This window comes from Streptomyces sp. NPDC020917 (assembly GCF_044333795.1).
GTDB lineage: Bacteria > Actinomycetota > Actinomycetes > Streptomycetales > Streptomycetaceae > Actinacidiphila.
In genome coordinates, this window is sequence record NZ_JBIRRR010000014.1 from 70,212 (window position 1) to 90,342 (window position 20,131).

General features: G+C 74.3%; 17 protein-coding genes. 5 read left to right on the forward strand and 12 right to left on the reverse strand.

Going from position 1 to position 20,131, the window contains the following annotated elements; genetic code table 11:
- Positions 1–113: 113 nt before the first annotated feature.
- The 4 genes from ACH4TG_RS26620 to ACH4TG_RS26635 all read right to left on the reverse strand — a co-directional run bounded on the left by ACH4TG_RS26620 (position 114) and on the right by ACH4TG_RS26635 (position 7,092).
- Complete coding sequence (locus tag ACH4TG_RS26620) at positions 114–3,014, reverse strand: FAD-binding and (Fe-S)-binding domain-containing protein (protein WP_398245043.1); 2,901 nt, start codon at positions 3,012–3,014, stop codon at positions 114–116.
- A 35-nt stretch (positions 3,015–3,049) separates the two neighbouring features.
- Positions 3,050–4,264: an anhydro-N-acetylmuramic acid kinase gene (locus ACH4TG_RS26625; RefSeq protein ID WP_398245044.1), complete on the reverse strand. Its 1,215-nt coding sequence runs from the start codon at positions 4,262–4,264 to the stop codon at positions 3,050–3,052.
- A gap of 177 nt (positions 4,265–4,441) precedes the next feature.
- Positions 4,442–6,019, reverse strand: coding sequence for a sodium:solute symporter (locus ACH4TG_RS26630; protein ID WP_398245045.1), 1,578 nt, complete (start codon positions 6,017–6,019; stop codon positions 4,442–4,444).
- A 101-nt stretch (positions 6,020–6,120) separates the two neighbouring features.
- Positions 6,121–7,092 (reverse strand): N-acetylglucosamine kinase, encoded by a 972-nt coding sequence (locus ACH4TG_RS26635; protein ID WP_398245046.1) that lies wholly within the window; start codon positions 7,090–7,092, stop codon positions 6,121–6,123.
- 209 nt (positions 7,093–7,301) lie between these two features.
- Here ACH4TG_RS26635 and ACH4TG_RS26640 point away from each other — a divergent pair, with 209 nt between their 5' ends.
- Together ACH4TG_RS26640 and murQ are read left to right on the forward strand one after the other, a co-directional pair.
- Complete coding sequence (locus tag ACH4TG_RS26640) at positions 7,302–8,246, forward strand: MurR/RpiR family transcriptional regulator (protein WP_398245047.1); 945 nt, start codon at positions 7,302–7,304, stop codon at positions 8,244–8,246.
- Positions 8,247–8,282: 36 nt separating this feature from the next.
- Complete coding sequence (gene murQ, locus ACH4TG_RS26645; RefSeq protein WP_398245048.1) at positions 8,283–9,197, forward strand: N-acetylmuramic acid 6-phosphate etherase; 915 nt, start codon at positions 8,283–8,285, stop codon at positions 9,195–9,197.
- 76 nt (positions 9,198–9,273) lie between these two features.
- Here murQ and ACH4TG_RS26650 read toward each other — a convergent pair whose 3' ends face one another.
- The 3 genes from ACH4TG_RS26650 to ACH4TG_RS26660 form a co-directional block, all read right to left on the reverse strand.
- On the reverse strand, positions 9,274–9,663 hold the full coding sequence (locus ACH4TG_RS26650) for a RidA family protein (RefSeq protein ID WP_398245049.1): 390 nt from the start codon (positions 9,661–9,663) through the stop codon (positions 9,274–9,276).
- Positions 9,660–10,787: a mandelate racemase/muconate lactonizing enzyme family protein gene (locus tag ACH4TG_RS26655; RefSeq protein WP_398245050.1), complete on the reverse strand. Its 1,128-nt coding sequence runs from the start codon at positions 10,785–10,787 to the stop codon at positions 9,660–9,662. The genes ACH4TG_RS26650 and ACH4TG_RS26655 overlap by 4 nt, the downstream gene beginning before the upstream one ends.
- Before the next feature lie 109 nt (positions 10,788–10,896).
- Complete coding sequence (locus ACH4TG_RS26660) at positions 10,897–11,670, reverse strand: creatininase family protein (protein ID WP_398245051.1); 774 nt, start codon at positions 11,668–11,670, stop codon at positions 10,897–10,899.
- A 41-nt stretch (positions 11,671–11,711) separates the two neighbouring features.
- Between ACH4TG_RS26660 and ACH4TG_RS26665 the strand changes: the two genes are divergently transcribed.
- Entirely contained in the window at positions 11,712–12,671 is a 960-nt protein-coding gene (locus tag ACH4TG_RS26665) for an ROK family protein (protein ID WP_398245052.1), read from the forward strand.
- A 35-nt stretch (positions 12,672–12,706) separates the two neighbouring features.
- On the opposite strand, the gene ACH4TG_RS26670 is transcribed toward ACH4TG_RS26665, so the two are convergent.
- The 5 genes from ACH4TG_RS26670 to ACH4TG_RS26690 are packed head-to-tail and all read right to left on the reverse strand — an operon-like array spanning position 12,707 to position 17,916.
- Positions 12,707–13,642 (reverse strand): ATP-binding cassette domain-containing protein, encoded by a 936-nt coding sequence (locus ACH4TG_RS26670; RefSeq protein WP_398245053.1) that lies wholly within the window; start codon positions 13,640–13,642, stop codon positions 12,707–12,709.
- On the reverse strand, positions 13,639–14,478 hold the full coding sequence (locus ACH4TG_RS26675) for an ATP-binding cassette domain-containing protein (RefSeq protein ID WP_398245054.1): 840 nt from the start codon (positions 14,476–14,478) through the stop codon (positions 13,639–13,641). Before ACH4TG_RS26675 ends, ACH4TG_RS26670 begins: the two co-directional genes overlap by 4 nt.
- Positions 14,475–15,389 carry an ABC transporter permease gene (locus ACH4TG_RS26680; RefSeq protein WP_398245056.1) on the reverse strand — a complete coding sequence of 305 codons (915 nt, stop codon included), beginning with the start codon at positions 15,387–15,389 and terminating at the stop codon, positions 14,475–14,477. Before ACH4TG_RS26680 ends, ACH4TG_RS26675 begins: the two co-directional genes overlap by 4 nt.
- Positions 15,386–16,372 (reverse strand): ABC transporter permease, encoded by a 987-nt coding sequence (locus tag ACH4TG_RS26685; RefSeq protein ID WP_398245057.1) that lies wholly within the window; start codon positions 16,370–16,372, stop codon positions 15,386–15,388. Before ACH4TG_RS26685 ends, ACH4TG_RS26680 begins: the two co-directional genes overlap by 4 nt.
- Positions 16,369–17,916 carry an ABC transporter substrate-binding protein gene (locus tag ACH4TG_RS26690; protein ID WP_398245058.1) on the reverse strand — a complete coding sequence of 516 codons (1,548 nt, stop codon included), beginning with the start codon at positions 17,914–17,916 and terminating at the stop codon, positions 16,369–16,371. The genes ACH4TG_RS26685 and ACH4TG_RS26690 overlap by 4 nt, the downstream gene beginning before the upstream one ends.
- 81 nt (positions 17,917–17,997) lie before the next feature.
- Here ACH4TG_RS26690 and ACH4TG_RS26695 point away from each other — a divergent pair, with 81 nt between their 5' ends.
- Both ACH4TG_RS26695 and ACH4TG_RS26700 read left to right on the forward strand, forming a co-directional pair.
- Entirely contained in the window at positions 17,998–18,855 is an 858-nt protein-coding gene (locus tag ACH4TG_RS26695) for an IclR family transcriptional regulator (RefSeq protein WP_398245059.1), read from the forward strand.
- Entirely contained in the window at positions 18,852–19,913 is a 1,062-nt protein-coding gene (locus ACH4TG_RS26700; protein ID WP_398245060.1) for a serine hydrolase domain-containing protein, read from the forward strand. The genes ACH4TG_RS26695 and ACH4TG_RS26700 overlap by 4 nt, the downstream gene beginning before the upstream one ends.
- Positions 19,914–20,131 lie beyond the last annotated feature (218 nt).

Sequence of the window (20,131 nt, forward strand, 5' to 3'; positions counted from 1 at the left end):
GGCGAGCGGCAGTTCCTCGCCCCGGAGGATCGCGGGTGCCGGGGTGATCCGTCGACGGCCGTGCGGCCGCGGGCGGTTGATCCCCCGGGGGAGGACGGGCGCGGTGACGCTCGTCAGTCGACGGCGTCCGCGAGGATCTCCAGGATGTGGCGGTACGGCTTGCCCGTGGCCCGGCTCATGCCGATCTCGCAGGTGAGGTTGCACGACGCGTAGGCGTCGTGGGAACGGCGGTTGACCTCCGCGGCCTGCGCGGACGTCGCCGACTGCGTGACCTCCGGGTGCAGCAGCCCGCGGTCGCCCGCGAACGCGCAGCAGCCCCACGCGTCGGGCACCGTCACCTCGGCGGCCACCGCGCCGGCGAGGGCGCGCAGGTCGTCGGTGATCCCGAGATGCACGGTGGAGCACGTCGGGTGCAGCGCCAGGGACTTCACCCGGCGCGGTTCCGGCAGCGCGGGCAGCACGTGCTCGCGGGTGAAGGTCACGCTGTCGGTGAACCGCAGCGCCTCGTAGCGTGCCCGCTCCTCCTCGGGCAGCGCCCCGGCCAGCTGCTCCAGGCCGTGCGTGCAGGAGGAGGCGTCGCAGACCACGGGGAGCCGCCCGTGGTCGCTGGCCTCCCACAGCACCTGGAGCGTGCGGGACGCCATCGCGCCGTGCCCCTCGGTGTAGCCCTTGGACTGCCACGGGGTGCCGCAGCACAGCCCGGACAGGCCCTCCGGCACGGTCACCGGCACGCCCGCGCGGTCGCACAGGTGGAGGAACGCGGCGGCGGCACCGGCGGGACGGGAGCCGGCCGGCGCGTCGTCCTGCTCGCCGGTGAAGACGCTGCCGATGCACGCGGCGAAGAACACCGCCCGCGCGCCGGGCGCCTGCCGCGCCGCGGGCCGCGGCGTGCCGGCGCGGGGGACGCCCGCCGCCCAGTCGGGGACGAGCTCGCCGGCGCCGAGCCGGCGCGCCGCGGAGGTCGCGGCGCGCACCACCGGCGCGGGCGCCGCGTGGGCCGCGCCCAGGCCGAGCCGCACGCCCTTGACGGCGCCGCCCCAGTGGCGGGCCGTGGTGCGGCCCGCGGCCTGCGCGAACGCGCTGTGCCGGTCGCCGCGCAGCCGCTTCATCACCGCGCCGGTGTCGATGGTGACCGGGCAGGCGGTCACGCACAGGCTGTCGGCCGCGCAGCTGTCGACACCCGCGTACGCGTAGTCCTCCTCCAGAACCCTGCGGCGCTCGTCGTCGCCCGCGGCGATCGCCAGCGCGATCTCCCGCTGCAGGGCGATGCGCTGCCGCGGGGTGGTGGTGACGTCGGCCGTCGGGCAGACCGGTTCGCAGTAGCCGCACTCCACGCAGCGGTCCACGTCGGCGTCCACCGCGGGCACGTCCTTGAGCCGCCGCAGGTGGACCGTCGGGTCGTCGTCCAGCAGCACGCCGGGGTTCAGCACGCCCGACGGGTCGCAGAGCCGCTTGAGTTCGCGCATCACCTCGTACAGGTCGTCGCCGTACTGGCGGCGGACGAACGGCGCCATGGCCCGGCCGGTGCCGTGCTCGGCCTTGAGGGTGCCGCCTTCGCGCAGCACCAGGTCGACCATGTCGTCGGTGAAGCGCGCGTAGCGGTCGACCTCCGCGGAGGTGTCGAACCGCTGGGTGAGCATGAAGTGCAGGTTGCCGTCGCGGGCGTGCCCGAAGATCACCGCGTCCTGGTAGCCGTGCCGGTCGAACAGGCCGGTCAGCCCCTCGCAGGTGCCGGTGAGCCGTTCCATGGGGACGGCGATGTCCTCCAGCAGCGCGGTCGTCCCCACCGGGCGCGCTCCGGCGACGGCGGTGTACAGGCCCTTGCGCGCGTGCCACATCGCGGCCCGCTCCCGGGCGTCGCGGGTCAGCGCCGTGCCCGTCACCGCGGGCAGCGCGTCGAGCACCGGGCGGGCCGCGGCCAGGACCTGTTCCAGCTCCTCGGCCCGGTCCTCGGCGAATTCGACCAGCAGGGCGGCGTGCCCCTCGACCCGCAGGCCGCGTAGCGCCGGGCTCGCGTCGGGCGCGACCTGCGCCACCCGCAGCGAGGCCGCGTCGAGCAGTTCCGCGGTGCGGGCGCCGGCGGCGAGCAGGGCGGGCAGGGCGTCGGTCGCCTCGGCCAGCCCGGGAAGGATCAGCAGCCCGGTCGCGGAGTGCGGGAGCACCGGGACGGTACGGAACACCGCCTCGCCCACGAAGCCGAGGGTGCCCTCGCTGCCGACCATCAGATGGGCGAGCATGTCCACCGGCGAGGAGTGGTCGAGGAAGGAGTTCAGGCCGTACCCCATGGTGTTCTTCATGGCGAACAGCCGCTCCACGGTCGCCCTGGCCTGCGGCGAGGACCGGACCCGGTCGCGCAGCCGCAGCAGGCCCGCGTGCAGCTCCGGCTCGCGGTCGCGCAGCCGGTCGTCGGCGTCGCGGGCGGCCGAGTCGACCACGGTGCCGGACGGCAGCACGAACTGGAGCGATTCCAGGGTCCGGTAGGCGTTGTCCTTCGTCCCGCAGTTCATGCCGCTGGAGTTGTTCGCCACCATCCCGCCGACGGTGCACGCCGACTCGCTGGCCGGGTCCGGTCCGAGCCTGCGCCCGTAGCGGGCCAGCCGCGCGTTGGCCTGACGGACCGTCAGGCCCGGCTGCAGGCGGATGCGGTGGCCGTCGTCGAGCACCTCGGCCTCGCGCCAGTGGGTGCGGACGTCGACCATCACGCCGTCGCCGCCGGCCTGGCCGGACAGGCTGGTGCCGCCGGAGCGCAGGGTGAGCGGTATCCCCGCCTCGCGGGCGCCGGCCATCAGCGCCGCGACCTCCGCGGCGGACGCCGCCCGGACCACGGCCTGCGGCGTCAGCAGGTACGGCGAGGCGTCATGGGCCAGCGCGGCGCGGCGGGGCAACTCGGCCGACACGCGCGCCGGGTCGGCGACGCACGCGCGCAGCATCGCCACCAGGTCGGCCGCGCCCTCGCCGTCCGGTGCGGCACCTTCCGGGGCGTGGGTGGCGGACGTTCGTGCGGTGCGGCTCATGCGGCTTCTCCAGGACGGCGTCGGGGGCGAGGGGTTCAGCAGGTCGAGGGGGCGGCTGCCGGGCCGTCGCCCGGGGCGCCGGGGGTGGCCACCCGCAGCGTACGCGGCGCCACCGCGGCGGGCGCGGGGAGCCTGAGCGGCCCGCGACCGGGGGTGATGCTGCCCAGCAGCGAAGCATGCCGGGCGCCGGTCGCCGACGGCAGGGTGCCCGGCAGCCCGTGCACGGTCAGGAACCCCAGCACCGCGAACGCCAGCGCCTCTTTCGCGTCGGACGGCACCCCGAGGTCGTCGCTGGACAGCAGCCGCACGCCCGGCAGTTCGCCGGCGATCATGCGCATCATGACGGGATTGTGCGCGCCGCCGCCCGAGACGGCCAGTTGCGTCACGCCCCGGTCCCGGCACGCGCCGGCCACCGTGACCGCGGTCAGCCGGGTGAGCGTGGCGAGTACGTCGTTCGGGTCGGGGGTGGGCACGTCGGCGAGCGCGGCCAGCAGGTACGGCAGGTGGAACAGCTCCTTGCCGGTGCTCTTGGGCGCGGGCAGCGCGTAGTACGGCTCGTCCAGCAGCCTGCCCAGCAGGGCGGGGGAGACGGTGCCGGCGGCGGCGCCGCGGCCGGACTCGTCGTACGCTGCGGCGCCCGATGTGAAGTGCCGCACCGCCGCGTCGAGAAGGGCGTTGGCGGGTCCGGTGTCGAAGGCGACCGGGTCGGTGCCGGGGGCGACCACCGTGATGTTGGCGATGCCGCCGAGGTTGAGGGCCGCCGGGACCCCGGGCAGCCCGCGCAGCAGCAGCGTGTCGGTCAGGCCGACCAGCGGGGCGCCCTGCCCGCCGGCGGCCACGTCGCGGCTGCGCAGGTCGGACACCACCGGCAGCCCGGTGGCCTCGGCGATCCAGGCGGGCTGGCCGAGTTGGAGGGTGCCGCGCACCACGCCGTCGAGCACCCAGTGGTGCATCGTCTGGCCGTGCGAGACCACGAGGTCGGCCCGCCCGTCGCACAGTTCGGCCTGGGCGCGCACCGCGGCGTCGGCGAACGCCTGCCCGATGCCGGTGTCCAGGGTGCAGACGGCCTCCGTGGACGTCGCCGACGGCGGCAGGGCCGCGGCGATCGCGCCGCGCAGCGCCTCGGGATACTGCGTGCTGATCCGGCCCAGCGGCCGCATCACGAGGACGTCGCCTTCCAGCGTGATGTCGGCCGCGGCGGCCTCGATCGCGTCGTAGGAGGTGCCGGACATCAGGCCGATGACGCGCATGCGGCTCCCGTCGTTCAAAGGGGCGGACTTCGGAGTGGGTGGACTCCGCGGAGGAGGGGACCTCGCGGAGCGCCGGACTCCGCGGAGGGTCTGGCTCAGCGGAGGTTCGGGCTCAGCAGAGACGACCGTAGACCGGGCGGGGCGTGCCGGATCGCGGCACGCCCCGCCCGGAGCCGGTCAGGACCGGCCGGCCGCCGCGTCGATCGGGCCGGCGGCCTGGTCCTCGTGGGTACCGGTGCCCGGGGCCACGGCGGGGGCCGGGGCCGGGGCGCCGTGGAACAGGCTCATCACTCCGCCGACGACGAGCGTCACGACGACGCCGATCGGCACAAGCCACTGCGCGGCGATGGCGGTGGGCACGGTCGCTCCCGCCACGGACACGTCGATCTTCACCTGGCGCACGATGTACGTCATGACGGCCACGGTCACCACGAACGCGACGACCGCGTCGACCTCGTTCGCCCGCTTGACCAGACGGCCCAGCAGGAACGCGCCGAGCAGCGCGCCGTAGGTGTAGCCGGCGATGGTCAGGCCGGTCAGGTACACGTTGCCGGAGCTGGCGCTGAAGGCGCAGGCGAACACCGCCATCAGCACCGCCCACACCAGGGTCATGACCCTGGCCAGCTTCAGCAGCGTCTCGTCGGAGGGTGAGCGCTTGAAGAGGTTGTGCGCGATGTCGGAGACCGTGGAGTTCGACATCGAGTTCAGCGCGGAGGACAGCGAGCCCATCGCGGCGCCCAGGATGCCCGCCACCAGCAGGCCCGAGATGCCGACCGGCAGGCTGTGCAGGATGAACTGCGGGTAGAGGTTGTCGGAGCTGCTCAGGCCGAGGTCCTTGAAGCTGCGGCCCTTGTTGTACGACCACAGCAGCGCGCCGACCAGCGAGAAGGCGGCGAACTGGATGGTGACGAAGATGCCGGACGCGATCATCGCCTTCTGGCCGTCGCGCAGGGTGCGGGTGGCCAGGATGCGCTGCACGATCAGCTGGTCGGAACCGTGGCTGGCCATCGCGAAGATGGCGCCGCCGATGATCGCGGTGGGCAGCGCGAACGAACTGGTGAGCACGTGCTGCAGGCCGAAGTTCGTGTCGAACAGCTTGAACTGCCCGTTGTGCAGGGCCTGGGAGAAGCCGTGGCCGCCGACGTGGCCGGTGAGCACCGCAATGGCGAGGATGGCGCCGCCGAGGTAGAGGCCCATCTGGATGGCGTCGGTCCAGATGACCGCCTTGATGCCGCCGAGGTAGGTGTAGACGACGGTGATCAGCGTCAGCACCAGGATGATGACCTTGAAGCCGGCGTGCACGCCGAGTTCGTCGAGCAGCAGCTTGATGGGGATGGCGGAAGCGAACAGCCGCACGCCCTCGGCGAGGAGCCGGGTGAACACGAACGTCACCGACGCCAGGCCCTGGAGCTTGAGCCCGAAGCGGTGCCCGAGGTACTGGTAGGCGCTGACGAAGCCGCCCCGCTTGTACAGCGGGATCAGCACGGTGGCCACCACGATCCGGCCTATGACGTAGCCGAGCGCGAGTTCGACGTTGCCGAAGCCCTGCCCGCTGTACGCGCCGCCGGGGACGCTGATGACGGTCAGGACGCTGGTCTCGGTGGCCACCACTGAGAACGAGACGGTCCACCAGGGCATGTGGCCCTCGCCGACGAAGTAGTCCTTGGCGGACTTCTGCCGTCCGGACAGGCGCAGGCCGATCCAGGCGATGGCGACGAGATAGACGGCGATCACCACGAGGTCGAGTTGACGCACGCTCACTCCTTACAACTGGCCGGTGGTGACACCGGGGACGATGGGACGGTGGGGCCGCCGGCCGGAGGGGTGGTCCGGCCCTGAGCGGTACGGCCCCGGCCTCAGGGCGATGCCGCGGGAACGGCCGTGCGGCCGGCGCGGACGAGGAAGGGTTCGTGGGCGGCGCAGCCCCCGAGCGCGAGCCGCCGCGCGCCGTCGAGCGGGTCACCGAGCGCCGGCCGGATCTCCAGCGGCGGCGCGGACCGGGCGAGCAGCGCGTGCAGGGGACCGGTCAGGGGCGCGCCCAGGTGGATCAGGCCGCCGGTGACGGCGACCGGCACCGGCCCGTCGCCGCCCACCGTGCGTGCGGCCGCGGCGACGGCCTCGGCCAGGGCGCCGGCCGCCTCGCGCAGGACCGCGGTGGCGACCGCGTCGCCGGCGGTCGCCGCCCCGGCGACGGCGGGGGCGAAAGAGGCCGCGGCCCGGGCCGGGTTGCCCGTGCCGCCGACCGCGTGCGGCAGTTGCTCCAGCGGCCCGAACTGGCGCGCGGCCGCCTCGGTGAGCGCGGTCGCGGGACCGCGGCCGTCGTGGGCGCGCAGCGCGGCCCTCAGGCCCGCGCGGCCGATCCACGCGCCACTGCCCTCGTCGCCGAGCCAGGGGCCCCAGCCGTCGACGCGGGTGAACGTCCCGGCGCCGAGGCCGATGGTGACGGCGCCGGTGCCCGCGGCCAGCACGACGCCGGTGGAGCCGCCGAGGGCGCCGGCGTGCGCGGTCACTGCGTCGCTGGTGACCGCGGTCCGCTCGGTGGGCAGCGCCTCCTGGAGCAGCCCGGCGAACTCGCGGGCGGCGGCGGGCGCCGAGGCGGCACCGGCCGCACCCACGCACACGCAGGCCAGCAGGTCTCCGCCGAGGTGGGCGAGCAGCGGACGGGCCGCGCCGAGCACCGACGACACGGCCGCCGCGACCCCGCCGGACTCGGCCAGGCCCGGCGCGCCGGGCGCCTCGCCCGCGGCCACGGCCGCGCCGGCCGCGGCGTCCCAGATCTGGGCGCGACAGCCGGTCTTGCCGAGATCCACGGCCAGTACCGCCGACATCTGCCTGCCTTTCCGTTGCCGTTTCCCTGCCGATGGGGACCGCTGGCGTACGCCGTGACCTGTGGCGACAGCCGTACAGTGCGGTGGAGCGAGTATCGGAACAACATCCTCCGGATGTCAATAAGTAACTTTGAACCCCTCGCTTCGTAACTTTTTGCCATCCGGTGCGCTGGGAGACTACGCTGACGCCCACCCACCCAGGAGGATCCATGGCCCGCCAGGTCTCACGTCGCGCACCCGCGGGGGCGTCGCACGACCCCGCCGCGGTCGACGTCCTCAAGCGCATCCGCACCGCGCTGCCCGACCTGGCACCGTCCGAGCGGCGGGTGGCCGACGCCGTGCTGGCCGACCCGGCGCAGGCGGCGGGCCTGGCCATCAGCGCGCTCGCCGAGCGGGCCACCACCTCCGCGGCCACCGTCATGCGCTTCTGCCGGGCCGTCGGGCTCACCCACTACCCCCAGCTGCGGCTCGCGCTGGCCGCGGCGGCGGCGCACGAGAACGCCCTGGGCGGCGACCGCCCCGCGCTCGGCACCGACATCAGCGCCGAGGACCGGCTGGACGACGTCGTCCGCAAGATCATCTACAACGAGGTCCGGGCGCTGGAGGAGTCCTGCGCCAGCCTCGACGTGGCCGAACTGGGACGCGCGGTGGACGCCGTCGCCGGTGCCCGCAGGATCGACGTCTTCGGCGTCGGCGCGAGTGCCTTCGTCGGCCAGGACCTGCAGCAGAAGCTGCACCGCATCGGACTGATCGCCTTCATATGGACCGACGTGCACGCGGCACTGACGGCCGCCGCGCTGCTCGGCCCCGGCGACGTGGCCGTGGCCATCTCCCACTCCGGCGAGACCGCCGACGCCGTGGAGCCCCTGGAGGCGGCCGGCGAACTCGGCGCCACCACCGTGGCCCTCACCAACTTCCCCCGATCGAGCCTGGCCGCCGCCGCCGACATCGTGCTGACCACGTGCGCCCGCGAGACGCCGTTCCGGTCCGGCGCGACCGTCAGCCGTATCGCCCAACTCGCGGTCGTGGACTGCCTGTTCGTCGGAGTGGCGCAACGCTCCTTCGACGTCACGGCCACCGCCCTGCAGCGGACCTACGGCGCCGTGCAACGGCGCAAGCGCCCGGCCGGCCGCCGCACCCCGTCCGGCGGCTGACCGCCGCCCGCACCACCCGGAAAGGAACGACCCCACGTGGACATCAGCACGCTGGGCAGCCTCGGCACCGAGACCCGCAACGAGCGCACCGCCGGCCTCGACGCCATGCCGGTGGCGGAGCTGCTCGCCGCCATGAACGACGAGGACCGGACCGTCGCCCCCGCGGTGCGCCGGGCCCTGCCGGAGATCGCCGAGGCGGTGGCGGCCGCCGAGGCGGCGCTGCGGCAGGGCGGCCGGCTGATCTACCTCGGTGCGGGCACCAGCGGCCGGATCGGCCTGCTGGACGCCGTCGAGTGCCCGCCGACCTTCGGCACCGCGCCGGAGCAGGTCATGGGCCTGCTCGCGGGCGGCCCCGGCGCGTTCATCACCGCCGTCGAGGGGGCGGAGGACGAGCCGCAGCGCGCGGTGGACGATCTGCGGGCGGCCGGGCTGAGCGCCGCCGACGTGCTGGTCGGCCTGGCCGCGAGCGGCCGCACCCCGTACGTGGTCGGCGGCCTGCGGTACGCGCGCGAGGTCGGCGCCGCCACCGTCTCCGTCGCCTGCAACGCCGGCGCCGAGGTGAGCCGGCACGCCGGCATCGCCATCGAGGTCGTCACCGGCCCCGAGGTGCTCACCGGCTCCACCCGCCTGAAGGCCGGCACCGCGGAGAAGCTCGTCTGCAACATGCTGTCCACGGCCACCATGGTCCGGCTCGGCAAGGTCTACGGGAACCTGATGGTCGACGTGCGCGCCACCAACGCCAAGCTGGTCGACCGCGCCCGGCGGATCGTCGTCCAGGCCACCGGTGCCGCCCCCGAGGACGCCGAGCGGGCCCTGACCGCCGCCGACGGCCACGCCAAGACCGCGATCGTCATGCTGCTGTGCGGCCTGACCCGCGACGAGGCGGCCGAGGCGCTGCGCCGGGGCGACGGCAGCATCCGGTCCGCGGTCGGCGCCGGCACGGCGGGCTGACCCGCCGCCCGTCACGCGACCCGCCCGGGCGACCCGGGCCAGGGCCCCCGGCCGCGACGGCCGGGGGCCCCGCGCTTCACCGGGGGAGTGCGGCAACGACGTCGATCTCCACGAGGATGTCCATCAGGTCCGAGCCGACGGTGGTGCGCACCGGGTACGGCTCGGTGAAGAACTGCCGGTAGACCGCGTCGTAGGCCGCGAAGTCGCGGCGCAGGTGCTGGAGGTGGACGGTCACCTTCAGCACGTCGTCGGTGGTCAGCCCCTCGGCCGCCAGCACCGCCGCCACGTTGCGCAGCACCTGCGCCGTCTGCTCCTCGACCGTGTCGGCCACCGCGCCCGTCACCGGGTCCTGCGGGCCGAACCCGGCCGTGAAGAGCAGCCCGGCGCCCACCACGCCCTGGCTGTACGCCCCCGCGGGGCGCGGTGCGTTCTCGGTGCGCACCGCCTGCTTGCCGTGCCCGCTCATCGCGTCAGGTCCCCCTCGCGCTCGTTGACCGCGGCGAAGTGCCGCAGCTTGTCCTCGTCGACGGTGACGCCGAGACCGGGGCCCTCCGGCACCCGCAGCCGCCCGTTCTCCAGGTGCAGCGGCTCGATGATGTCGTCGGCGTGCAGGTAGTACATGCTGTCGATGGCCCGGGAGAGCACCGGCGTGCTGGCGACGACCGCCAGGTGCGCCGCGGTCGCGATGCCCAGCTCGCCGCCGCTGTGCAGGTTCATGCCGAGCCCGAAGGTCTCGCAGTGCGCGGCGAGCGCCTTGGTGGCCGCGATGCCGCCCCATTTGTAGACGTCGCCGTGGATGACGTCGACGGCGTTCAGCCGCATCGCGGGAGCGAACTCCTCGAACCGCACCACGCACATGTTGGTGCACAGCGGGATGCGGACCTTCGCCTTCACCTGGCTCATGCCCTCGATGCCCGAGCAGGGGTCCTCCAGGTACTCCAGGTCCAGCTCCTCCAGGGCGATGCCGGCGCGCACCGAGTCCGGCACCGACCAGGCCGCGTTGGGGTCGACCCGCAGGTTCACCTCGGGAAGCGCCGCCCGCAGCGCCCGCAGGATGGCCACGTCCCCGTTGACGTCCCGGGTGCCCTTGAGCTTGACGGCGTCGAAGCCGCCCTCCCGGACCACCCGCACCGCGTGCTCGGCGAGCGCGTCGGCCAGCGCCGCGCCGCTCGCCCCGGGGGCGTCCGCGCGGGTGATGAGGGCCGTGATCGGGACCTCGTCGCGCACCCGGCCGCCCAGCAGGTCGGTCACCGGCTGGCCGGTCGCCTTGCCCATCGCGTCCCAGCACGCCACGTCGATGGCGGCGAGTGCCGCGTAGCCGAGGTAGCCGTGGAAGAACGGCACCATGTGGTGCCTGCGGTGGAAGCTCTCCAGCGCGAACGGGCTGGTGCCGATCAGGTCCTTGCCCAGCGTCTCGACGATCGCGGCGACCGGCCGGCCCCACATGGTCTCGCCCCAGCCCTCGACGCCGCTGTCGGTGCGGATGCGGACCACCGTGCGGGTCTCTCCCGTCTTCGTCTCGAAAGAACTGGTGAACGGGTTGACCAGCGGCAGGTTGACGACCCACACGTCGACATCGACGATCTTCATGCTTCTTCTCTCCAACTCGGTGGTGCTCTGCGGTGCCGGGCCCGGTGACGGCGGGCTCAGCGGTGGCGCGCCCGGCGGTACCGGGCGCCGCGGTGGCAGGGGCCGGGGTTCAGCGGGTGGCCGCATCGAACGCCCGGATCGCGCGGGCCAGTCCCTCGGCCCGCGCCTCCAGCAGCCGGCGGCCGCGGTCCGCGTCGGCCGCCGACGCGTCGTCGGTCGCCCCGCCGACCCGGGCCCACTCGCCGTGGCGCTCCACGGTCAGGCCCGGATACGGCGGGTGGTCGAACAGCGGCGGCGGCTCCACCAGCGCGCGCGCCGCCACGGGGGTGCGGACCAGGTGCGGGTGCGCGGCCAGCATCAGCGACGTCTCGAACCAGCCGGCGTGCCCGGGCGTGACCTCGGGACGCTCCCCGCCGTCCGCGCCGCCGTCGTCCTCGGAGGTCACCGTCCAGTACGAGCACGCCGCGGCGGTGACGTCGCGGCGCAGCGCGAACCGCTTGACGGCCAGCCGCATGATCTCGTCGTTCCCGCCGTGCCCGTTGACCACCATGACCCGGCCGTAACCGGACGTCGCCAGCGAGTCCAGGACGTCGTCGAGGACCGCTCCCAGCGTCGCCGCACCGAGCGACACCGCGGCCGCGAACAGGTGGTGCGGGCTGTGGCCGAAGGGGAGTGCGGGCAGGCGCACCAGCTCCAGGTCGCCGTCCTGCGCAAGCAGGGCCGTGGCCCGGTCCAGCACCTCCTCGGCGAGGAGGGTGTCGGTGCCCATCGGCAGGTGGCCGGCGTGCTGCTCCTGGGACCCGATGGGGAGCAGCGCGATTCCCCGCGCTCCGGCCGCCCGCACCTCCTGCCAGGTCGACTCGGCCAGTTTTCTGTGGATCACAGCGCTACCTTCCTGAATGCCGGTCGTGGCAGAGTCGGGCCATGACCGATGAACGTTTCCCCCTGCGACTGGTGCCCGAGCTCGAACCGGAACCGGTCCGCCCGCGTGCTCCGCGCAGGCTGGGGGCGGTCGAGCTGGTGCCCGGCCTGATCAGGGCCGCGGTCCTGGACATGTCCGGCACGGTGCTGGAACGGACCGAGACCGGGTACGACGCGGCCGCCGCGCTCCCCGCCGACCTCGACGCGGCACTCGCCCGCGCCGCCCGGGTGTTCGCCGACAGCCCGCCGCAGGGCATCGGCGTGGCCGCGGCCGGGCTGGTCGACCCCGACGCGGGGCTGATCACCGAGGTCAACGACGTGCCGGCGCTGCGCGGCTATCCGGTGGTGGAGCGGCTGCGGACGCTGACCGGGGTGCCGGTCAGGGTGGAGCACCACGCCAGGCTCCAGGTGCTCGGCGACCGGTGGTTCGGCCCCGGCCGCGGCCGCCGCACGTTCGCGTCGGTCTCCACCGGGGAGGTGCTGGGCGTCGGCATCCTCTATGCCGGCCAGGTGCTCGCCCCGCCCGGCGGCCGCAGCGGCGCCCACATGACCGTGTCGGCCAGCGGCGAGCGCTGCACCTGCGGCAGCCGCGGCTGCTGGAAGACCGTCGCCACCACCCGCTGGCTGCGGGCCAGGGCGCGGGCCGCCGGCCTGGGGGAGCGGATGTCGCTCGCCGCCCTGGTGGGCCGCGAGGACGAGGCCGCGCGGCAGGTGCTGGCCGAGTACGCGGAGAACGTCGCGCTGGGCCTGGTGAACGTCCAGCAGCTGTTCGCGCCCGGCCTGTTTGTGCTGCACGGCGAGGCGCGCGAGGGCGGCGAGCGGTTCCGCGGGCTGATCGAGGAGCGGCTGCGGTCGGACGTGGTCTGGGAGGGCGCCGAGAAGCCGCGGGTCGTGGTGAGCACCGCCGCCGTCGACGACGTGGCGCTGCTCGGCGGCGCCGGGATGGTGCTCTCGCAGGTGTAGCGGGGCCGCCGCGCGGCGGCCCCGCCCGTCCACGGTCATCGACCGCCCCCGGCGGTGGCGGGGCCCCCGTGGCCCGCCCCGCCGGAGCCGCCGCCGGTACCGCCGGCCGTGGCGGCGGCGTCGGCCCCCGCCGCGGCGCGGGCCCGGCGGCCCCGGCGCGGATCGGGCACCGGCACCGCGTCCAGCAGCTGCCGGGTGTAGGGGTGCCGGGGGTCGCGCAGCACCTGCGCCGCCTCCCCGACCTCGACCAGCCGGCCCTGCCGCATCACGGCGATCCGGTCGGCCACCTGCTGCACGACGGCGAGGTTGTGGGAGACGAAGAAGTAGGTCAGCCCGCGCCGCTGCTGGAGTTCGGCGAGCAGATCGAGGATCCGGGCCTGCACCGACACGTCCAGGGCGCTCGTCGGCTCGTCCAGCACGATCAGCCGCGGCTCGACGGCCAGGGCGCGCGCGATGGACACCCGCTGGCGCTGCCCGCCGGAGAACTCGTGCGGGTAGCGGTCCTGGATCGAGCCGTCCAGGCCGACCGACTCCAGCAGCGCGCCCACCCGTTCCCTGACGTGGCGCCGGGCGCTGCGGCCGCGGGCCTCGGGCTCGTGGGTGACCATCGGCTCCGCCACGATCGCGGAGATGGTCAGCCGCGGGTTCATGCTGGAGTACGGGTCCTGCAGGACGACCTGGATCTGGCGGCGCAGACGGCGCAGTTCGGCCGGGGCGAGGGCGCCGAGGTCCTGCCCGTCGAAGCGCACGCTGCCGGCGGTGGGCTGCTCCAGCCGCAGCAGCAGCCGGGTCAGCGTGGTCTTGCCGCAGCCCGACTCGCCGACCAGCGCGAGGGTCTCGCCCTCGCCGACGGTCAGCGACACGTCGTCGACCGCGACGGTCGCGTGCCGCCCGCCGAACTCCTTGCGCAGTCCCGCCAGTTCCAGGAGGGGCCGGCGGGTCCGGGATGCCGCTTTGGCGTCGGTGGTCATGCCAGCTCCAATCGGGGGGTGGCGGCCAGCAGCCGGCGGGTGTAGTCGTCGGCCGGGCGGTGGAAGACGTCCAGCACGTCGCCGGTCTCCACGACGCGGCCCTGGTGCATGACGGCCACCCGGTCCGCGGTCTCGGCGACCACGCCGAGGTCGTGGGTGATCAGCAGGACGGCCATCCCGTGCCGCTCCTGGAGGGAGACCAGGAGGTCGAGGATCTGCCGCTGCACGGTGACGTCCAGCGCGGTGGTCGGCTCGTCGGCGATGAGCACGCGCGGCCGGCCCACCAGGGCGCCGGCGATCATCACGCGCTGGCGCAGACCGCCGGACAGCTCGTGCGGGTACTGCCGGAACCGGCGTTCGGGGTCGGGGACGCCGACCTCGTCCAGCGCCTCGACGGCGGCCGCGTCGGCCTCCGCCCGGGACAGGCCCCGGTGGTGCCGGAGCACCTCGGCGACCTGGGACCCGACCCGGCGCAACGGGTCGAGGCTGGTCATCGGGTCCTGGAAGACCATGGCGATGTCCTGGCCCCGGACGGCGCCCAGTTCCTTCTCGGACAGGGTCAGCAGGTCGCGCCCGTCGAAGAGGATCCTGCCGCCCGCGTAGACGCACGGGGGCTGCGGGTTGAGCCGCAGCACGGACAGCGCGGTGGCCGTCTTGCCGCTGCCGGACTCGCCGACGACGGCGAGCGTCTCGCCCTGCGCGAGGCGCAGGCTCACGCCGCGGACGGCGTGCACGGTGGTGGAGTCCAGCCGGAAGTCGACGCTCAGGTCGGCGATCTCCAGGACCGGCTCCGCGGTCGCCTTGCTGCCGGTGGTGATCGGCTTGTCAGTGGTCATCGGCGGTACGCCTTCGGGTCCGCGACATCCCGCAGGGCGTCGCCGGTGATGTTGACGGCGAGCGAGGTGAGCATCAGGGCGATGCCGGGGAAGACCGCGACCCACCACGAGGTGCCCAGGTACAGCTGGCCGTCGGCCAGCATCGATCCCCAGGTGACGGTCTCCTTGGGCACGCCGAGGCCCAGGTAGCTCAGGGACGCCTCCGCGACGATCGCGGCGGCGATGTGCAGCGTCCCGATGGTGGCCAGCGGCGCCATCACGTTCGGCAGCAGATGGCGGCGCATGATGGCCACGTCGGTGACGCCGATCGCCCGTGCCTCGGTGACGAAGTCGCGGGTGCGCAGCGACATCACCTCGGAGCGGACCACCCGGGCGTACGACACCCAGCCGGTGATGCCGAGCACGAGGATGACGTACCAGAGGCCGGAGCCGAAGAACCCGACGATGGCCAGCGCCAGCAGGATCGAGGGGAAGGCGAGCTGGACGTCCGCCAGCCGCATCAGCACCCGGTCCGGCCAGCCGCCGAAGTAGCCGGCGGCCAGGCCCACCACGGTGCCGATCACGCCGGCGAGCAGCGCGGCTCCGGCGCCGACCATGAGCGAGACGCGGGTGCCGTAGATGACCCGGGAGAGCATGTCGCGGCCGAGCTGGTCGGTGCCCAGCAGATGGGCGGTGCTGCCGCCGTGCTGCCAGGCGGGCGGCTTCAACCGCATCAGCAGGTCCTGCGCGTTGGGGTCGGCGGGCGCGAGCAGCGGGGCGAACACCGCGGCGACCAGCAGCACCGCCAGCAGGGCGAGCGCCACCACGGCCAGTCTGTTGCGCAGCAGGGTGCCCAGCGCGGCGGGGCGCCGGCCGCGCTTCGCCTTCGCCGCGGGGCGCGCGGCGGGAGCGGCGTGGGAGGTCATGGTCATCGGGAGGTCCTCACCCTCGGGTCGAGGAGGCTGTAGGAGAGGTCGACCAGCAGGTTGACCACGACGAAGGTGGCCGCGAAGAACAGCACGGTCGCCTGGACCAGCGGGAAGTCGCGGTTGGAGATGGCCTCGATGGTCAACTGGCCGACACCGGGCCAGGAGAACACCCGCTCGGTGAGGATGGCGCCGCCGAGCAGGCTGCCCACCTCCAGCCCGATCACGGTGACCACCGGCAGCGACGCGTTGCGCAGGCCGTGGGTGAGCACCGTCTTCACCGGGCCGAAGCCCTTGGCGCGGGCGGTGCGGATGTGGTCGGACGAGAGCACGTCGATCAACGAGGAGCGCAGCAGCCGGGCGACGACCGCGACGGAGTAGACGGACAGGGTGACGGCCGGCAGCACGAGGTTGGCGAAGGTGCCGTACCCGGAGGCGGGCAGCGCGTGCAGCCCCACGGCGAACACCAGGATCAGCAGGATGCCCACCCAGAACGGCGGGGTGGACTGCCCGAGCAGGACGCCGGTCATGATGCCGCGGTCCGAGGCGCGGCCGCGGCGCATGGCCGCGATGATGCCGGCCGGCAGGGCGATGACGAGGGTCACCACCAGGGCCGCGCCTGCCAGTTGCAGGGTGGCCGGCAGCCGCTCGGCGAGCACGTGGCCGACCGGCTCGTTGTAGGAGATGGAGGTGCCGAAGTCGAAGTGCAGCAGGCCCCAGAGGAAGTCGAGGTACTGCGTGATCAGCGGCCGGTCCAGACCCAGGCTGGCGCGCAGCACGTGCTCCTGCTGGGCCGTGGCGTCCGGCGGGAGCAGCTGCTTGACCGGGTCGCCGGACAGCCGGACGAGGAAGAAGGAGACGGTCGCGGTGCACAGCAGCACGAGCAGCGCCGTGCCGATCCGTATCAGGACGGCGCGCAGCAGCCCGGAGCGGGCGTCCAGCCGCGGCCGGCTCGCCGCGCGCGGCGGCCGGAGGGTGAGGTCGCTCATCGGGAGATCTCCGCAGTCTGCATGGCCAGCACGCCGGCGGACCCCGGCTTCCAGCGGGGACGGTTGTTGCGCGCGTAGATGTTGTCGATCTGGTACAGGGGGACGAACGGGGCCTCCTGCTGGATCAGCCGCTGGAGGTCGGCGAAGGCGCGCTTGCGCTCCGCGGGGTCCCCGGACAGCTCCTCGACGTCGATGAGCCGGTCCGCGTCCGTGCTGTGCCAGCGGCTCTGGCGGCGGTCGCTGCGCACGTTGGACTGGAGCATGCTCTCCCCGTCCAGCGTCCAGACGGTGCTGGCGGCCAGGTACATCGGCCCGAGCGCGCCGTGGTCGTCGGAGGTGAGGCGGTCGGCGTAGGTGCCGGGGTCCAGGAGCTGGACCTTGGCGCGCACGCCGGCCCGGGACAGCAGGCCGGAGATCGCCTCCGCGACGTTGGAGTCCACGTTGGAGGCGGTCAGCGTGGTCGAGAAGCCGCGCGGGTAGCCGGCCTCGGCGAGCAGTGCGCGGGCGGTGTCCACGGAGCGGGTGAACGGCTTGACCGAGGGGTCGAAGCCGAACGCGCCGCGCGGGATCATCGCGGGCACCTCGGTCGCCTTGCCGCCCAGTACCGCCTTGATCAGCAGCGGCACGTCCACGGCGTGGTTGAGCGCCTGCCGCACCCGGCGGTCCTTCAACGGGCCGTTCTCCAGGGTGTTCAGCGACAGGTAGGAGGTCCTGATGCCGGTGTAGCCGTCCAGCCGGACGCCGCCGTAGCCGTCGAGCTGCTGGGCCGCGTCGGGGGTGAGGCCGGCCACCAGGTCGACCTGGCCGCTCTGCAGCGCGGCCAGCGCGGACGAGGGGTTGGGCTGCGGGCTGAACACCAGCGCGTCCACGTGCGGGCGCCCCTGCCAGTGGCCGGCGAAGGCGCGCATCCGCAGCTCGTGGTCGCGCTGCCAGCGCACGAACGTGAACGGCCCGGTGCCGACCGGGTGTTCGGCGAACCCGGCGTCCCCGACCTTGGCCAGGTAGCGCGGCGGCACGACGATGCCGCCGAAGAGCGAGAGCTTGTCCGGCAGGATCGGGTCGTGCACGGTCGTGTGCACGTCCACGGTGAGCGGGTCGACGACGGTGACGTCCTTGACGTAGCGGAGTTCGACGATCGGCGACTTGGTCGCGGGGTCGAGGACCCGCTCGATGCTGAACTTGACCGCGGCCGCGTCGAACGGCTCGCCGTTGTGGAACGTGACGCCGGGACGCAGCGTGAAGCGCCAGGTGGTCGCCCCGCGGGCGGCCCAGGACAGCGCCAGCCGCGGCTTCAGCAGGTTGTCCGTGCCGCGGGTGGTGAGCGTGTCGAACATGTTGATCAGGGCGTTCATCGACGTCATGTCGCCCTGCTTGTGCGGATCCATGGTCTTGGGATCACCGGACTGGGAGACCCGCAGGACGTTCCCCGCGCTGCTCGCCGGGTTGGTACCGCACCCGGTGAGCAGCGCAGGGGCCGCGACAGCGGGGATCAGCAGGCCGCCGAGCCGCAGGACGTCGCGTCGGGCCGGGCCCCCGCGGTCCACGCTTCTCGCGCGCCGAAGTCGTTCCATTGAACAGCACATCCGTTCCGGCAGATGGAATGGTGATGCGCTAAGCTAAGCGACATGGCGAAGACCGTCAACACGCGAAGCACCGAAGAGGGCCGCGTCAAGGGCCCGATCGACAAGGCGATGGAGGTGCTCGAAGCCCTCGTGGAGCCCGGCGGGCCGCACCGGCTGGCCGATCTGGCCCGGCGTACCGGCCTGTCGAAGCCGACCGTCCACCGCCACCTGCAGACCATGGTGGAGTTCGGGTTCGCGCAGCCCGTCGAGGGCGGCTCCTACCAGGTGGGGCCGCGGCTGCTCGGGCTGGCCGCCGCGGCGCTGCACGACGACCAGGACCTGCGGCTCGCCCGCCCTGTGCTGGCCGAACTGCACCGGCGCACCGGCCAGTTCGCCCACTACGCGGTGCGGCACGGGGGCGACGCGGTGCACCTGGAACACTCCGAGTCGCCCCCCGAGTTCCGGCTGGGCATGCCGCCCGGCGGCCGCACGCCCCTGTACCGCAGCGGCGTCGGCCTCGCGATGCTCTCCGCACTGCCGCCCGGCGAGTGCGCCGAGGTGCTCGACGGCGTGCCGCCGCGGGAGTGGGCCGGGCACCCGCTCGGCGGCGCCGCCGGGGTCCGCGATGTGCTGCGGGACGCGGCCGAACTCGGCTACGCGGTCGACGACGGCTACGGCGAACCCGACGTGCGCTCGGTCGCCGCGCCCGTGGTCGACCGGACGGGACGGGTGGTCGGCGCGATCGCCCTGTCGGGACTGACGTTCACCCTCGACCAGGAGAGCGTGCGGTTGTTCGGCCCGATGGTGCGGGCGGCCGCCCGCACCGTCTCCGCGGGCCTCGGAGGCCGGGCCCCGGCCCTGGGCGTGGTCGGTTCCGCCGCGGCGGTACAGGACGCCGGACGTGACGGAGGACGCGCATGAGCCGCTCGGCCGAACTCCTCGCTGACGGGCGGGACCGCCTGATCTACTCCGGGGCGGCCTGGTCCGTCGGCGACGCCGACGGGGCCTTCGACCGCGGCTGGACCGGGACCAGGAGCTGGGGCGGCAAGCCCCTGGACGGCAGCGAGTTGTGGGACCTCGCCTCGGTCACCAAGCCGGTGGTCGGGCTCGCGGTGATGGCGCTGGCCGACGAGGGCGCCCTGCGGCTGACCGACACCGTGGGCGACCACCTGCCGGAGTACCGGGGCGGCGACAAGGCGCGGCTGACGGTCCATCAGCTGCTCGCCCACACCTCCGGCATCCCCGGCCAGGTCCCGCTCTACCGCGAACACCCCACGCGCGACTCCCTGCTGGAGGCGATCCGGGTGCTGCCGCTGACCGCGGAACCGGGCACGCGGGTCCAGTACTCCTCGCAGGGGTTCATCGTCCTCGGCCTCATCGCGGAGGCCGCCTCGGGGGAGACGCTGGACGTGCTCGTACGGCGGCTGGTGTGCGACCCGCTCGGCATGACCGGCACCGGATTCCGCCCGGACGCCGAGGCCCGGCGGCGGGCGGTGGCCACCGAGGACTGCCGGTGGCGCGGCCGGGTCGTGGTCGGCGAGGTGCACGACGAGAACGCGGTGGTGCTCGGCGGAGTCGGCGGGCACGCCGGCCTTTTCGCTCCGCTGGCCGACATGGAACGCCTCGGCAGGTCCCTGGCCGGCGGCGCGCGCGAACTGCTCCGCCCCGGCACCTTCGCGCAGATGACCGCTGTCCACACCGAGGGCCTGGGACTGCGCCGCGCCCTCGCCTGGCAGGGCCAGGACCCGGAGGACTCCCCGGTCGGCCAGTCCTTCGGGCCCGACGCGTACGGGCACACCGGCTTCACCGGCACCAGTATCTGGGTCGACCCCGCGACCGGCCGCTACGCCGTCCTGCTGACCAACCGCGTCCACCCGTCGAGAGCGGGCGACGGCATCACCGCCCTCCGCCGCGCCTTCCACGACCGGGCCCTGGCACCGGCCACGGCGACGGGTGCGCCGGCATGCGGGGTTGATTAGGCGCGCGGCGCGGGCTGCCCGGCCGGGGTGACCCGGGGCCGCCACCGGCCGGCGCGGTGAAGACACGCCGCAGGCCGGAGAAAGGCGCCCGCCCCGGCCGCAACTCCGTCACCTTGGGTCTGTACCGCGCGAGCCGCCGACAATCGGGCACGCCGTGCCCTTTGCAATGGCACGCAGTGCCGCTAGCGTTCTCTGCGGTGTCAGGCGCGGTGAAGAGC